General features: G+C 63.9%; 13 protein-coding genes. 6 read left to right on the top strand and 7 right to left on the bottom strand.

The features are described from left to right. Positions 1-86 precede the first annotated feature (86 nt). From OIM99_RS06235 to OIM99_RS06215, 5 genes are all read left to right on the top strand, one after another. Entirely contained in the window at positions 87-779 is a 693-nt protein-coding gene (locus tag OIM99_RS06235; protein WP_311849463.1) for an energy-coupling factor ABC transporter ATP-binding protein, read from the top strand. After that, positions 776-1,405 carry an energy-coupling factor transporter transmembrane component T gene (locus tag OIM99_RS06230; protein WP_311849462.1) on the top strand — a complete coding sequence of 210 codons (630 nt, stop codon included), beginning with the start codon at positions 776-778 and terminating at the stop codon, positions 1,403-1,405. The genes OIM99_RS06235 and OIM99_RS06230 overlap by 4 nt, the downstream gene beginning before the upstream one ends. A gap of 205 nt (positions 1,406-1,610) precedes the next feature. Continuing rightward, positions 1,611-2,165 (top strand): biotin transporter BioY, encoded by a 555-nt coding sequence (locus tag OIM99_RS06225; protein ID WP_311849461.1) that lies wholly within the window; start codon positions 1,611-1,613, stop codon positions 2,163-2,165. Beyond that, complete coding sequence (locus OIM99_RS06220; protein WP_311849460.1) at positions 2,162-3,643, top strand: AMP-binding protein; 1,482 nt, start codon at positions 2,162-2,164, stop codon at positions 3,641-3,643. The genes OIM99_RS06225 and OIM99_RS06220 overlap by 4 nt, the downstream gene beginning before the upstream one ends. Continuing rightward, entirely contained in the window at positions 3,640-4,755 is a 1,116-nt protein-coding gene (locus OIM99_RS06215) for a thiolase family protein (protein ID WP_311849459.1), read from the top strand. The genes OIM99_RS06220 and OIM99_RS06215 overlap by 4 nt, the downstream gene beginning before the upstream one ends. Positions 4,756-4,757: 2 nt before the next feature. Here OIM99_RS06215 and OIM99_RS06210 read toward each other — a convergent pair whose 3' ends face one another. From OIM99_RS06210 to recF, 7 genes are all read right to left on the bottom strand, one after another. After that, a complete protein-coding gene (locus OIM99_RS06210; protein WP_311849458.1) occupies positions 4,758-5,552 on the bottom strand; it encodes an enoyl-CoA hydratase in 795 nt (264 codons plus the stop codon). A 13-nt stretch (positions 5,553-5,565) separates the two neighbouring features. Further along, positions 5,566-6,747, bottom strand: a complete 1,182-nt coding sequence (locus OIM99_RS06205) for a CoA transferase (protein WP_311849457.1) — start codon at positions 6,745-6,747, stop codon at positions 5,566-5,568. Positions 6,748-6,763: 16 nt separating this feature from the next. Beyond that, positions 6,764-7,786, bottom strand: a complete 1,023-nt coding sequence (locus OIM99_RS06200) for a uroporphyrinogen decarboxylase family protein (protein WP_311849456.1) — start codon at positions 7,784-7,786, stop codon at positions 6,764-6,766. 124 nt (positions 7,787-7,910) lie between these two features. Next, a complete protein-coding gene (locus OIM99_RS06195) occupies positions 7,911-8,342 on the bottom strand; it encodes a DUF1810 domain-containing protein (protein ID WP_311849455.1) in 432 nt (143 codons plus the stop codon). A 7-nt stretch (positions 8,343-8,349) separates the two neighbouring features. Continuing rightward, complete coding sequence (gyrB, locus tag OIM99_RS06190; RefSeq protein WP_311849454.1) at positions 8,350-10,791, bottom strand: DNA topoisomerase (ATP-hydrolyzing) subunit B; 2,442 nt, start codon at positions 10,789-10,791, stop codon at positions 8,350-8,352. Positions 10,792-10,932: 141 nt separating this feature from the next. Next, the gene (gene recQ, locus OIM99_RS06185) at positions 10,933-12,759 is read right to left on the bottom strand and encodes a DNA helicase RecQ (protein ID WP_311849453.1); all 1,827 of its coding nucleotides are present in this window, start codon (positions 12,757-12,759) and stop codon (positions 10,933-10,935) included. Then, positions 12,756-13,946 carry a DNA replication/repair protein RecF gene (recF, locus tag OIM99_RS06180; RefSeq protein ID WP_311849452.1) on the bottom strand — a complete coding sequence of 397 codons (1,191 nt, stop codon included), beginning with the start codon at positions 13,944-13,946 and terminating at the stop codon, positions 12,756-12,758. The genes recQ and recF overlap by 4 nt, the downstream gene beginning before the upstream one ends. A 175-nt stretch (positions 13,947-14,121) precedes the next feature. Between recF and OIM99_RS06175 the strand changes: the two genes are divergently transcribed. Beyond that, positions 14,122-15,573: a hypothetical protein gene (locus OIM99_RS06175; RefSeq protein ID WP_311849451.1), complete on the top strand. Its 1,452-nt coding sequence runs from the start codon at positions 14,122-14,124 to the stop codon at positions 15,571-15,573. The last annotated feature ends 17 nt before the right edge of the window (positions 15,574-15,590 follow it).

Here is a 15,590-nt window from a genome sequence, read left to right as displayed (position 1 = left end):
CCCGTTTTGCGCTGCCGCATACCTCTTGCTAGAAGGGCGCCGCAGCCGCGCAGGCGGCGGTACAGTCAGGCGGCACGACCGGCACCATGACCATTGCAGTGAAGGATGTGACGCTGGCGCGCAATGGCCGCACCGTGCTGCATCAGTTGAATTTGAATATGGACGAGCGCCGCATCGGTCTCGTCGGCGTCAACGGGGCCGGCAAGAGTTCGCTGCTGCGGCTGCTCAACGGCCTGCTCCTGCCCGATCAGGGGCAGGTCACCGTGCATGGTCTGGACACGCAAGCCAGCCGGGCGCAATTGCCCGGTAGCGTCGGCTTCATCTTTCAAAATCCCGAACATCAGATCGTTTTTCCGACGAGCCTCGAGGAAATCGCCTTCGGCCTGCGCGAGCGTGGGCTCGATGCAAAGGCGGCGACCGCGGTGGCGCGAGACTTCCTCACGCGGCACAATTGCGCCGATTGGTGCGAGCGTTCCGTCGCCGAATTGTCCGACGGCCAGAAGCAGCACCTGTGCATTCTCGCGGTTCTGGTCTGCGAGCCGGCGCTGATCGTTCTCGACGAGCCGTTCTCGAGTCTTGATCTGCGAGCCCGCAACATGTTCCTGCGGCTGTTGGCGAGCCTGCCGCAGCAGATCGTCATGGCGAGCCACGATCTCGACGCCATGCGGGATTTTGATCGCCTCATCTGGCTCGACGACGGGCGCGTGGCCGGCGATGGCACGCCGGAAAATGTGCTGCGCGCCTATCGCGCCCATTGCGACGCGCAGGCCGCACCATGATCGCGCCGCATGTCGCGCAACAGACCTGGCTGCATCGCATCGGTGCCGGCACCAAGCTTTTGGCGCTGGCCGTCGTCTCGATCCTGCTCGGCTGGATGAGCGAGTGGGTGCCGTTGCTGATCGCTTTCGTCGTCATCCTCGGCGTTTACATCGTCACCATTCCCTCAGCCGGCACGCGCCTGAAACTCTATCGTCCGCTGCTGCCACTGCTCGTCGGCATCGGCCTGTTGCAGATCTATGCTTCCGGCTGGGAAATAGCACTCGCCACCTTGCTGCGCCTCGTGGCGATGATGGCGCTGGCCGATCTCGTCACCGCGACGACGCCGATGCTCGACATGATGGATGCCTTGCAACCTGTGTTTCGGCTGTTGCGTCCGCTCGGACTTGACGAGCGCCGTCTGTCGCTCGCCGTGGCGTTGATGCTGCGCTTCATTCCGGTGATCATGAGCGAGTGGGGCAAGCGCGAGGAGGCCTGGCGTGCCCGCACTGGCCGCCGGCCGCCGTTGCGTCTGCTGGCGCCCTTCCTGAGCGACGTGCTGCGCCTCGCCGATCATGCGTCGGAAGCCTTGACGGCGCGCGGCTTCGATATGGCTCGGTCAGATCGCGTGGACCGGGGGACTCGATGACGGTGCAAGCCTATGCCGCAGCCTTAGTGTCAACCCGGACGCCGCAGGCGATCCGGGATCCAGGGGCGTGCGGTAGAATTTCAAAAGCCGCTGCGGCACAAGCTCAATATGCGTCAATAACGTCACACGCCCCTGGTCCCCGGATCACTTGCTGTGTAAGTGTCCGGGATGACACCTAGGCTGCGGCTTCAATGAGAGAAATATCGTGCAACTGAGAGACCTCGTCCGCGTCAGTCTGTTCGCCGCTCTGATCGCGGCTCTGGGCCTGTTTCCGCGCCTCGATCTGCCGCTCGCCGGCGGCGTGCCGATCACCCTACAGACGCTGGGCGTCATGCTGGCCGGCGTCTTTCTTGGCGCGCGTCTGGGCTTTGCCGCCGTCGCTCTCTTCTTCTTCGTCGTACTCTTGGGCGCGCCGCTGCTGGCGGGCGGCCGCGGCGGACTGGGCATTCTGTTCAGCCCGTCGGTGGGCTATCTGATCGGCTATCCCGTTGGTGCTTTCGTCATCGGATGGGTGATGCAAAGAACAAACGGCACGGGCATATTCCTGCGCGCGCTCCTTGCCTGCCTCATCGGTGGCGTGATCGTCATCCATGCCATGGGCGTTGCCGGTCTCGTTTGGAAAACCGGCATGAGCGTGCAAGCGGCTTTGATCGCCGATCTCGTCTTCGTGCCGGGCGACATATTGAAAGCACTGGCCTGCGCCTATCTCGCTTCGCTGATGCCGAGCCAAACGGTGGCCGCGCCAAGGACCCAGGCATGATCATTGGCGCGACCCTCGCCGATCACGCAGCGCGCCGTCCCACGGTGCGCGCGGTGGTCTGCGATGCGACGGAGTTCACGTGGTGCGAGCTGCTGCGCCAGCGTGATCAACTGGCGCGCCTGATCGACGCGGCGGTTCCGGATGGTGCGGCGGTTGCCCTGCAATTGCGCAATTGCCCCGGCTTCATGCCATTGTTTCTCGCCACCATTTCGACCGGTCGCGAAGCGCAGATTCTCGATCCCGATTGGCCGCTCGCCATGAGCCAGCCGCTCATCGACCAAGTTAATGCGGGCCTCGTCATCAGCCATCAACGGCCCGCCCATCCCCATCTGATCGAAGTGCCCGACGATCATCCCGATGCCGATGCGCTGATCGCAGCCTTCGGCGGAATCGAAGAAAAGCCTTTGCCGCAGCGTGAAGTCAGCGACCTAAGTCCCTTCTATGTCGGCTTCACCTCCGGCTCGACCGGTCTGCCGAAAGGCTATCGCCGGCATCATCGCTCCTGGCTCGAAAGTTTCGCCGTCGAACAGGAAGAGTTCGGCGTCAGTGCCGATGACGTGCTGTTGGCCCCCGGCACGATGACCCATTCATTGTTTCTCTATGCCGCCGCTCACGCCATGCAGATCGGCGCGACGTTGTTGATGTCCAGAGCGTTCCGGCCCGATCGCGCCGTGCGCATGGGGCAGGAACATGGCGCGACCATTCTCTATGGCGTGCCGTCGCAGCTTCGCCTGATGGCCGAAAGCGCTTTGTCGGCCGGCATTCAACTGCCGCTGCGGCTGATCCAATCGTCCGGCGCCAAGCTCGGTGCAAGCGATCATGCTTTGTTGCATCAGGCCTTTCCGCAAGCTGTAATAGCCGAATTCTATGGCGCTTCCGAACTGAGCTTCATCGCCTTGCGCAAACAAGGCGAAGGCGCGCCGGAAACCTCCGTCGGTCGGACGTTTCGCACCGTCACGCTCGCCATTCGCGATGCGCAAGGCAAGGAACTCGCCACCAGCGAGACGGGGCTGGTCTTCGTCGAAAGTCCGATGGTGTTCATGGGCTATGCGACAAAAAATGAAGCCAGCCTGCGTCGCCACGGCGAAGCCCTATCGGTCGGCGATGTCGGCTTTCTCGATGCGCGCGGCTTCCTGCATCTCGTCGGCCGCGCCGACCGCATGATCATCTCGTCGGGCAAGAACATCAGCCCGGAGGTGGTTGAGGCCATCCTGACGCGCCATCCCGCCGTCGAAGCTGCCGCCGTCCTGGGCGAGCCCGATGCTGTGCGTGGCCTGCGCCTCGTCGCTGTCGCCAAACTGCGCGCGCCGGTGTCAGCCAGCGCGCTGATTGCCCATTGCCGCGAGAGCCTGCCTCTGGCCATGATCCCTCGGCATGTCTTTCAAACTGCGGATTGGCCGATGACCCGCTCGGGCAAAACCGATTTCGCCGCTTTGCAGCGCCAATTCGACGGCGGTGCTCTGGAGCGGCTGGCGTGAGCGGCGCCTGGATCGTCGCCGCCAAACGCACCGCCGTGGCGCCGCGCCACGGCGCTTTGGCTGCGCTCGCCGTCCACGATCTCGCGGCGCCGTTGATCCAGGCGATCCTGGCCGAGACAGGCCTGGCGCCTGACAGCGTCGACGACATCATTCTCGGCAATGCGCTTTACGGCGGCGGCAATCCGGCGCGGGTCGTGGGCCTCGCGGCGGGCCTGAATGTGCCCGCGCAGACAATCGACACGCAATGCTGCGCCGGCCTCGATGCGGTGATCGCGGCATCCGAGCGGATCGCCGCCGGTGCGGCCGATGTTATTTTGTGCGGCGGCGTCGAAAGTTTCAGCCGCTCGCCGCTGCGGCTGCGCCGGCCGCTGCATGACAATGAAGAAGCGGTCGAATATCAGCGCCCGCCCTTCACGCCCTGGGCTGACCGCGATCCCGACATGATCGCTTCGGCGCATGATCTGGCCGTGCGGCTCGATATCCCGCGCGTCCGTCAAGAAGTCTTTGCCATCGAAAGCCATCGCAAGGCGCTTGCCGCGCGCGACCGCCTCCAGGACGAGATCGTTGCTGTCGCCGGTCTCGATCGCGATGCTTTCGCACGCGAACTTTCAGAGAAAACCTGCGCCCGTCTGCCGGCCCTGGTGGGAACGATCACCGCCGCCACGACGGCGGTGGAAGCCGATGCGGCTGCGGTTCTCGCCGTCGTTTCCGATGCGGCGTTACAAGAGCTGAAGGCCACCCATGCCCTTCGCATCACGGCATCGCGACGCATCGCCGGCGATCCGGTGCTGCCAGGCTTGATGAGCACACAGGCGGCACAAGCGGTTCTGGCGCAGGCTCAACTGGCGACCGGCGACATCGCGGTCGTCGAAATGATGGAAGCCTTTGCGGTACAGGCGCTCGGCACAGTCGATGCGCTGCGCTTCGATCCCATCCGCGTCAATCGCGGCGGCGGCGCGCTGTCACGCGGCCATCCCATCGGCGCTTCTGGTGCCATCCTCGCCGTGCGGTTGTTTCACGAACTGCAACAGGAAGCGCCCGGCACGCGCGGCCTCGCCACCATCGCCGCCGCCGGCGGCCTCGGCAGCGCGCTTATTGTCGAGAAGGCGTGAAGTTACCGTCCGGCGAAAACCGGCTTGCGCTTTTCCGCAAACGCCTTGCGTCCTTCCGCATGATCCTGGCTGGCGAAACACGCGGCAATTGCCGCGCCCACGCGCGCCGCATCGCGCTCGCTCGCGGGCTTCACCGCTTCGCGAATGGCGATCTTCGATGCCCGCACGGTCAGCGGCGCATTATCGGCGATGGTCATCGCCAGATTGCGCACGGTCGCTTCCAGCTCGCTGAACGAGACGACTTTGTTGACCAGCCCCATCGCCAAGGCCTCGGCCGCCGCATAGCGGTTGGCGGTGAACAGCATCTCGGTGGCATTGCTGGAGCCGACGATTTCAATGAGCCGTTCGACGGCACGCAGCGGATAGGCGACGCCGAGCCGTCCGGCCGGAATGCCGAACTGCGCTTTGTCCGAGGCAATGCGCAGATCGGCGGCGAGCGCCGTGCCGACGCCGGCGCCCAGGCAATAGCCTTGGATCATGGCGATAAGCGGCTTGCTGAAACTCGCATAGCGATCGCCTAAACGCGCCGTCGCGGCCGCCATTTCCTTCTGCCGTTCTGCATTGTTGGCATAGCCGTCGAATTGCGAAATGTCGGCGCCGGAGACGAAGGATTTTTCGCCGGCGCCGCGCATTACGACCGCGCGAATGGCGTCGTCCTTTTCGAAATCGTCGAGCAGATCGATGAGATCGAGGCGCATTTCATGGCTGATGGCATTGTGCCGTTCCGGATCGTTGAAGGTGATCCAGCCGATCGCGTCGTCTTTCTCGCCGATCAGTTTGCCGTTCGAGGCGTTCATGGAGTGATCCTGTTCAGATGATCTTGCGTTGGCGCAGATCGGCGATGTCATCGTCTTCGAAGCCGAGTTCGCGCAGAATTTCACCAGAATGCTCGCCGGCATCGGGCGTCACGCGACGCATCTGCCAGGGCGTGCGCGACATGTGAATGGGCTGGCCGACGATCTCGCGCGCCCCCAGGCGCGGATGCTCGATTGGCGTGGCGATGCCCAGATGCTTCACCTGCGGATCGGCGAAGGCCTGGTCGATGCTGTAGATCGGCCCGCAGGGTACGCCGCCGGCATTCAGGGCCTCCACCCATTCGGCGCTGGTGCGCGTGCGCAGGATGGCGGAGAGCTCTTCGTTGAGCTTGTCGCGATGGCCGCGCCGCAAATCCGGGTCGGCATAGTCTGCCCGCGCCAGCAGCGCCTCCGCGCCGATCGCCTTGCAGAGCCGCGTCCACGAGCCCTGCGTGCCCGAGCCTATGTTGATATGCCCGTCCTTGGTCGGAAACGTGCCGGTGGGGATGAAGTAGGGATGGTTATTGCCGGCCTGGGCCGGCACCTTGCGGTCGAACAGCCAGGCGGCCGATTGGAAATCCATCACGGCGATCAGCGATTCCACCAGCGAGGTCTGCACCCATTGGCCCTCGCCCGAGCGCTGCCGTTCGACCAGCGCCAGCAGAATGCCGATGGAGAGATAAAGCCCGGCCGACATGTCGGCGACGGCGGCGCCGGCGCGCACCGGTCCCTGGCCCGGCAGGCCGGTCACCGACATCAGCCCACTCATGCCTTGCGCGATCTGGTCGACACCCGGCCGATGCGCATAGGGGCCGTCCTGGCCAAAGCCGGAAATGCTGCCATAGACGATGCGTGGATTGATCTTGCGGATCGAGTCGTAATCGATCCCCAGCCGATGTTTTACGTCGGGCCGAAAATTCTCGACGATCACGTCGGCCTTTTCGGCCAATCGCGCGAAAATGCGCCGGCCGTCCTCGCTCTTGAGATCGATGGCCAGGCTGCGCTTGTTGCGATGCAGGTTCTGGAAATCGGCGGAATCGCGATGGCCGTCGAAGCCGGCGCCTTCGCTGCCCTCGGTCATCTCCACTTTGATGACGTCGGCGCCCCAGTCGGCGAGCTGCCGCGCCGTGGTGGGGCCGGCGCGGGCACGGGTCAGGTCGAGCACTTTGATCTGCGAAAGCGGCAGTGCATCGACCATCGGCGTTTGTCTCCCGTTATGACAGCTCCGTACGAACGCGGCGCGTGCCTTCGACCATGGCCTGTAGTTTGCCGAAGGCCACGTCGCGGGGCAAATATTTCATGCCGCAGTCCGGCGCGACGACGACACGCTTGGGCGGCACGAAGGGGAAAATGCGGCGAATGCGCTCGGCGACCACGTCCGGCGTCTCGATGGTCATGTCGTTGAGGTCGATCACGCCGATGACCATGGTCTTGCTCGGCAATTGCTCGAGAATCTTGAAATCGAGCACCGGCTGCGCCGTTTCGATCGAAATCTGGTCGACATTGCAGCGCTCGAGTTCCGGCAGGAAGGAATAGCCGGCCGGCTTGTTCTTCACCAGCGCCGCATAGCCGAAGCACAGATGCACACCGGTCGTGCCCTTCACGCCTTCGACGGCGCGGTTGATCGCCTCGACGCCATAAGCGCGTGCCTGATCGGGCCGCGCCTGCATATAGGGCTCGTCGATCTGCACGATATCGGCGCCGGCGGCGAATAGATCCTTGATCTCTTCATTGACCGCGGCGGCGTAGTCCATCGCTACGGCGGCTTCGTCGTTATAGTAAAAATCCTTGGCCTGGATCGACATGGTGAACGGGCCGGGCACGGTGATCTTGATGCGCTTGTCGGTATTCTTGCGCAGAAACTGGATGTCGCGCAGCTCCACCGCATGTTTGCGCCGAATCTTGCCGATGACGCGCGGCACGAGATCGGGATTGCCGCTGCGGCTCGGCACGACGGCGGGATTGTCGATGTCGACGCCTTCCAGTGCTGTGGCGAAACGGTTCGAATAGCTCTCGCGGCGCATTTCGCCGTCGGTGATGATGTCGATGCCGGCGCGTTCCTGGTCGCGGATGGCGATCAAGGTCGCATCATCCTGCGCTTCTTCCAGCCATTGCGGATCGATGTGCCAAAGTTCCTGGGCGCGGATTCGCGGCGGCGGCCGTTTGCTGAGTTTGCTGCGATCGATCAGCCAATCGGGTTGCGGATAGGAGCCGACGATCGTCGTAGGCAGCAACATGCATTTCCTCCCCATTCGCCTGGAGCGTTCCAAGCACTGTTGCCCCATTCACGCATGCAGGCAACCGGCGGTTGATGTGGGGTGGGACTTATCCCAACGTCGGCGGGAGAGGCAAGTCCGAATGTCAGTCGCTACCTTGCAGCTTCTCGATGGTCAGCGGATCGGGCACGCCGTTGAAGAAGGTCTGCAAGGCGGTGGCGAAAGCCGGTTCCGCCGGTGCGATGAGGGCGAACAAGGTCATCGACGAACGAAATTTCAGATCGTCGGGCGAACCGAAAATCTCGCGCACGGTTTGCTGCGCATGCGCGTTGACCGCTTCCGTACATTCGATGAGCCGTTCGCCCAACAGCGGGTGCTGGATATAGGCGCGCGCTTCCGCCGGCGCGGCAATGGCATAATGCTGCGCCATAGCGCTGGCGCCGAGCCCGGCGATCTGCGGAAAGATGAACCACATCCAGTGGCTGCGCTTGCGCCCGGCCTGCAATTCGCCGAGCGCCTTCTCGTAGTGGCCGTCCTGGGCATTGATGAACCGTTGCAGGTCGAACGGATCATCCATCACAACGTTAGACGTCCAGATTGGCGACGCTGAGCGCGTTCTCTTGGATGAACTCGCGTCTGGGTTCGACGATGTCGCCCATCAGCCGCACGAACGTGCTGTCGGCGTCCGACACGTCCTTGATGCGCACCTGCAAGAGCGAGCGCACGTTGCGATCAAGCGTCGTTTCCCAAAGCTGTTCCGGATTCATCTCGCCGAGGCCTTTATAGCGCTGGATCTGGCTGATGCCCTTCTGGCCGGCGGCCATGATGGTATCGAACAGAGCGCTTGGGCCGGCGATGCGGGTTTCGTCGGACTTGCGCTGGAAGATGGACGGTTCCGCATAGACCGCGTGCAGGGAGCCGGCATGGTCGTTGAGCTTGCGCGCTTCCGCCGAGGCCAAAAGGCCGGCATCGAGCACGCTCGCCTGACGCACGCCGCGCACTTCGCGCGAGAAGACGAAACGGTCGCCCTCGATCACGCCCTGCCAGCCGCGTTCGGTCTCTTCCGACAGCGCATCGAGCCGTCGTGCGATTTCCTGAGCCCGTTCGCCCGCGACGTCGCCCAGCGTCGAGATCGGCTGCAAGGCGCCGGCAATGGCGGCCTGTTCGACGGCGACGCGGTCGTAGCGCGAATGAAGCTGTGCCAGCACCTGTTTCACCAGACGGGCTTCTTCGGCGAGCGCCCGCAGATCGGCGGCGCTGCGCACTTCGCCGTTCGGCAGGCGCAGCAGCGCGCTGTCGAGGCCGTTGTCGAGCAGATAGTCTTCGCGCGCCCGCTCGTCCTTCAGATATTGCTCGGACTGGCCGCGCTTCACTTTGTAGAGCGGTGGCTGGGCGATGTAGAGATGGCCGCGCTCGATCAGGTCCGGCATCTGCCGGAAGAAGAAGGTGAGCAGCAAGGTGCGAATATGGGCGCCGTCGACGTCGGCGTCCGTCATGATGATGATCTTGTGATAGCGCAGCTTGGCGATGTTGAAATCATCGCGGCCGATGCCGGTACCCAGAGCCGTGATCAGCGTGCCGATTTCCTGCGACGACAGCATTTTGTCGAAGCGGGCGCGCTCCACATTGAGGATCTTACCGCGCAGCGGCAGCACCGCCTGATATTCGCGGTTGCGGCCCTGTTTGGCCGAGCCGCCGGCCGAGTCCCCCTCGACGATGAACAGTTCCGACTTGGACGGGTCGCGTTCCTGGCAGTCGGCGAGTTTGCCCGGCAGGTTGGCGACATCGAGCGCACCCTTGCGGCGCGTCAGCTCGCGCGCCTTGCGCGCCGCTTCGCGAGCAAGGGCGGCTTCCACCACTTTGGTGACGACGGATTTGGCTTCCTGCGGATGCTCTTCGAACCACTGGCCGAGCATTTCGTTGACCAGGCTTTCGACCACCGGCCGCACTTCCGAGGAGACGAGCTTGTCCTTCGTCTGCGACGAGAATTTCGGATCGGGCACTTTCACCGACAGCACGCAGGTCAGGCCTTCGCGGCAGTCGTCGCCGGTGAGATCGACCTTCTCCTTCTTGGCGATGCCGGAAGATTCGGCATAGCCGGTGATTTGGCGCGTCAGCGCGGCGCGGAAGCCGGCGAGATGGGTGCCGCCGTCGCGTTGCGGAATGTTGTTAGTGAAGGCCAGCACGTTCTCGTGATAGCTGTCGTTCCACCACAGCGCCACTTCCACGGTGATGCGATCGCGCTCGCCGCGGATCAGGATCGGTGTGGCGATCTGCGGCTGCTTGGCGCGGTCGAGATAGCGCACGAAAGCCTCAAGGCCGCCTTCGTAGAACAATTCCTCGATCTTCGGCTCGGCATGGCGCGCATCGGTCAGTACGATGCGCACGCCCGAATTCAGGAAGGCCAGTTCGCGCAGGCGATGTTCGATCGTCGCGTAATCGAACTCGATCATCGTGAAGGTTTCGGGCGACGGCGTGAACGTCACTTCGGTGCCGCGCTTCGGCCGGCCGTCGATCTGCGGCGCCGGTCCGACAACGGCCAGCGGGGCCACCACGTCGCCGTGCGCGAAGCGGACGATATGTTCCTTGCCGTCGCGCCAGATGCGCAGTTCCAGCGAAGTCGACAGCGCGTTGACGACGGAAACGCCGACGCCGTGCAGACCACCGGAGACCTTGTAGGAATTCTGGTCGAACTTACCGCCCGCATGCAGCTGGGTCATGATGACCTCGGCCGCCGACACGCCTTCCTCCGCATGGATATCGGTGGGAATGCCGCGGCCGTTGTCGGTCACGGTGCAGGAGCCGTCGGGGTTGAGCGTCACGGTGACGAGAGTCGCATGGCCGGCGAGCGCCTCGTCGATGGCATTGTCGACGACTTCGTAGACCATGTGATGCAGGCCCGACCCGTCGTCGGTGTCGCCGATATACATGCCCGGCCGTTTGCGCACCGCATCGAGGCCGCGAAGGACCTTGATGGAGTCAGCGCCATAGGCTGCGGGATCGGTGTTTTCGGCGGGCTCGGCCATGCGGGGTAATTCTCTGAAACGGACGGAAATTCTCGAACCTTAATATAGGTTCGATTCGAACCCGTACCATACCCTGAAACGGCCAGGAAATGCACGTAAAACCGTAACTTTCGAGGCTTGGCAAAGGTCGATTTCTGGGGCTTACGAAGCGCTCGCCAGAGCCTCCAGAAAGGCATCGCCGTAAAGCCGCAATTTGCGCTCGCCGACGCCGTAGATTTCGGCCATTTGGTCGAGGGTTTCGGGGCGTCTTTCGGCCATTTCGATCAAAGTACGGTCGGCGAAGATCATGAAGGCCGGCACGCCCTGTTCGCGGGCCAGTTCCCGGCGGCGGGTGCGCAGCGCCGCCAGCACCGCATTGTCCTCTTCCGGATTGTCGCTGCCGATCCCCCGACGCCGCCGCTGGCCCTTCGGGGCCTCAGTGAGGGTCGTTTCCCGCAGCAAAAACGGCCGCTCGCCGCGCAAAATCTCCAGCCCGGTCTCCGACAGGGCAAAGCCGCCGAATTCCTCGCTGGCATTGACCAGGGCGCCGGCGGCGAAGAGCTGGCGGATGATCGAGGACCAGGCCGCCTTGCCGCGATCCTGGCCGACGCCGAAGGTTTTGAGCTTGTCATGGCCGTTGCGGCGCACCGCATCGGTCATCGTGCCCCGCAGGATGTCGGTGAGATAGCCAACGCCGAAGCGCTGGCCGGTGCGCGCCACCGCCGAAAGCACTTTCTGCGCTTCGATCTGGCCATCGGCGAGGCGGATTTCGTTGCGGCAGCAGTCGCACTGGCCGCAGGGCGCGCTCTCCTCGTCGAAATAGCCGAGCAGCAATTGCCGCCGGCACGAGGTCGCCTCGCACAGCATCGCCATGGAACCGAAGCGGCGATGTTCGACGCGCCGCTGCTCGTCGGACAGATCGCGCTCGTCGATCTGCCGTCGCCGCAGCGCCATGTCGTCGAGACCGTAGAGGGTAAGCGTTTCGGCGGGCAGGCCATCGCGTCCGGCGCGGCCGATCTCCTGGTAATAGGCTTCGACGCTGGAGGGCATGTCGGCATGCACGACGAAGCGCACGTCCGGCTTATTGATGCCCATGCCGAAGGCGATCGTCGCCACCGCGATCACGCCTTCGTCTTGCAGGAAGCGATCTTGCGCCTGATTGCGCAGCCGCTGTTCCAGGCCGGCGTGATAGGCGATGGCCGCATGGCCCTCGGCGTTGAGAAAGGCCGATAAATCCTCGGTTTTCTTGCGCGAGGCGCAATAGACGATGCCGCTCTGGCCGCGTTTGCCGCGCAGGAAATCGAGCAATTGCCGACGCGGCTGATCCTTGGCGGCAAAGCGCAGATGCAGGTTCGGCCGGTCGAAACTATGCAGGAAGACATCGGGCTCGCCGTCGAACAGACGCGAGGCGATGTCGTTGCGCGTCGTCTGATCGGCGGTGGCGGTGAAGGCGACGATCTGGCGGATGCCGAGTGTGCCGGCGAGCGAACGCAGGTCGCGATACTCGGGTCGGAAGTCGTGGCCCCATTCGGAAATGCAATGGGCTTCGTCGACGGCGATGCGCGCAAAGCCTGCGCTGGCGAGCCGCGCCGCGAGCCCCGGCATGGCGAGACGTTCCGGCGCGATGAACAACAGCCTCAGTTTGCGGCTGCGAATGCCGGCCCAGGCCTCGTCGATTTCTTCTTCGCTGTTGAGCGAATTGAGCGAGGCGGCCACCACGCCCACCTGCTTGAGCTGGCGCACTTGATCGCGCATCAAGGCGATCAAAGGCGAGATGACGATGGTGGCGCCGTCGTCAAGCAAAGCGGGCAATTGGTAGCAGATCGACTTGCCGCTGCCGGTCGGCATCACCGCCAGCACCGAGCGGCCGGCGATGACCGCCTCGACCACCTGTTCCTGGCCAGGGCGGAAGCCGTCATAGCCGAAGACGGATTTCAGCAGGTCGCGGGGGCGCGGTTGGCCGGTGACGGCAGCGGTGGAAGCGGTCATGCGCGGTCGATCCGCCCCGGTGTGACATGCAGGAGATCGGCGGTGACGCCGGGCTGGTTCAGATCGACGAATTGGCCGGGATCGGCGCCAGTCACCCAGACCTGGGCGCCTAAAGTCCGCAATTCGGCGAACAGGGCCTCGCGGCGCTGTGGATCGAAATGCGCCGCCACTTCGTCGAGTAGAACGATGGGACAAATCCCACACATGGAGCTGACGAGCCGGGCATGCGCCAGTACCAGGCCGATCAGCAGGGCTTTCTGCTCGCCGGTCGAGCCTCTGGCGGCTTCGATGTCCTTGGGGCCATGGCGCACGATGAGATCGCTGGTATGGGCGCCGATCAGGGTGCGGCCGGCGGCGGCGTCGCGATGCCGGTTCTCGCGCAGGATTTCCATATAGGCGTCCTCGGCCTCCAGCGCCGAACGCTCCGCCACCAGGCTCTCGATGGCCCCGCTCAGGGCAATTTCCGCCCATGGAAACAAGGCATTGGCTGAGCGGCCGGCTTCCGTCAGGGCGGCCAGCCGGCTGATCGTTTCATGGCGCGCGGCGGCCACCGCGATGGCCACTTCCGCCGTCTCGCGTTCGGCGGCGTCGAGCCAGGCGCCGGAGCGCGTGCCATCTTCCAGCAGGCGGTTGCGGTTGCGCAAAGCCCGTTCCAGCGCGTTCACCCGGGCGCCGTGCTCGGCATCGACAGCCAGCACCAGCCGGTCGAGGAAACGGCGGCGCTCGCCGGGAGACCCGGTGAAGAGACCGTCCATGGCCGGTGTCAGCCAGACCACGCGCAGATGATCGGCGAAGGCCCGGGCGGTTGGCAGCGGTTCGCGATCGAGTCGGTAGCGGCGCTGCTTCGTTTCTTGTTTAGCCTCTTGGCCCATCGCCGCCACGCCGGTGCCAAGCTGCACGGCACCCATCGCCCCATCGACCTCGGCGGAAATGGCGAATCCGCCCGATCCACCCTCCCGCGCCAGCTCCTCAAGGTCGGCGCGGCGCAGCCCGCGCCCAGCGGTCAGCAGGGATAAGGCTTCGAGAACATTGGTTTTCCCGGCGCCGTTCTCGCCGCACAAGACGACCAAGTCGGAATTCACCGCGAGATCGAGGGCGGCATAGGAGCGAAAATCGCTCAGCTTCAGCCGGCGCACCATGGGTCGCGCGGCCGCCTCGGGGCGCTGAGGAGATTCGGACAGAAGCATGCGCCTGTCTGCCACAAATGCAGGGGCAAAGGCCACCATATGTGGGGGTTGTAAAAGTGGGATTCATCCACGATTTATGCCCACTCAGAAAGTGGGATATAATCCTGTTGTCCCATTTTTTTCGCAGGACTAGGCTTCTCTCGAATTCGAAGTTCGGTCATCTGGGAGGAGACTGATGAGCGCTCAGCAGCTTTTGACGGAAATCAGCGATTTTTGCCGTATGGCAGGCTTGGCCGAGTCGACCTTTGGCCGCGCCGCCATCAATGACGGCAAGCTGGTCAGCCGCTTGCGTAACGGCGGCCGCATCACCACCGACACGCTGGATAAGATCCGCGGCTTCATGACCAATTACACGCCCTCAAGCCGCGCCCGCAGCATGATGGCGAGCATGGTGCCGTCGGCGCCGGCTCCCGCCCGCCCTGCGCCGCCGCCGGCCCCGCCGCCCGTTTCCGCACCGCCGCCGGGCGGTGGCGACAAGCCGGCCAGCCAGGACGACAACGGCCAGCGCAATTTCCGCTTCTACGACAACCGGCAAAAATACCTGCTGTTCGTCAACACCTGTTCGGAGAAGTGGGAAGTCGCGAACCGCATTTCGCAAGAACTCACCAACGTTCATCCCAAGCCCCCGGCCTTCCGCCTGTTCGATGCCGGCGTCGGCGACGGCAGCGTGCTCGCCCATGTGATGCGCTCTATGCACGACCGCTATCCGACCATGCCGTTCTACGTGGTCGGCAAGGAGATCAGCCTCGAAGACGTGCGTCTGTCGCTGCGCCGTATGGTTGATCGCTTCTGCGAACATCCCTCGACCGTTCTGGTGCTGACCAATCTGCAATATGCCGATGCGCCCTGGCTCACGGTGAAGTCGCTCAGCGCCGCGTCGAGCCTCGTCTGGCACGAAGTGAAGCTCACCGGCGACAGCGCCCATACGTTCGACAAGCAGATCACCGATCTCGAACCCTTCCTGGCGCAGAACTGGAATGCCCGTACCAGCCCGCGCACCGGCAATTCGGTTTATGACAGGCCAGTGGTCCTCGTGCTCTATCGCGACGATCATAAGTTCGCGCTCGATCCGATTATTCCGCGCCTTGGCCAGACGCCAGCTGACTACGATCTCGTCATCGCTTCGCAGCCCTATCGCGCCCGCGCCAGCGTCGAGTTCAAGGCCAAGCGTGTCATCGCGCCGTTGACGCGCGCGCTGCGCCCCGGCGGCCGTCTCATCGGCATCCATTCCTGCGGCAACGATCCGGGCATGGAGATCATCGACAAGGTGTGGCCGGGCGATAATCCGTTCAGCACCAACAATCGCCACGACCTGTTGAAACAGGTGAAACATGAATTAGGACCGGCGGCGCGCGATTATAATTTCAACGCCAATGCCGACGGCAAATCGCTGTTCCAATATCACATGCACACTCTGCCGACTGAGGTGGAGGGCGCATCGATTGGCACCTCGACTTTGTTCGCCGCCTGGAACGCGGCGATCTATGTCGCGCAGGTCGAAGACGATCGCTTAGGCCCCGTCGTCGCCAATGACGCTTATCTTGAAGCGACGCGCGACGTGCTGCGCAAGAACAACGGTCTTTGGTTCTACGACGAGTCCTATGTGATCTCGAAACGGCGCGATTAGCAGCAGCAAGCGGAGTT

Source organism: Methylocella sp. CPCC 101449, assembly GCF_031921685.1.
Taxonomy (GTDB): Bacteria; Pseudomonadota; Alphaproteobacteria; order Rhizobiales; family Beijerinckiaceae; genus Terripilifer.
The sequence above is the reverse complement of the archived record's forward strand: the minus strand, read 5'-3'. Positions and strand labels throughout refer to the sequence as shown.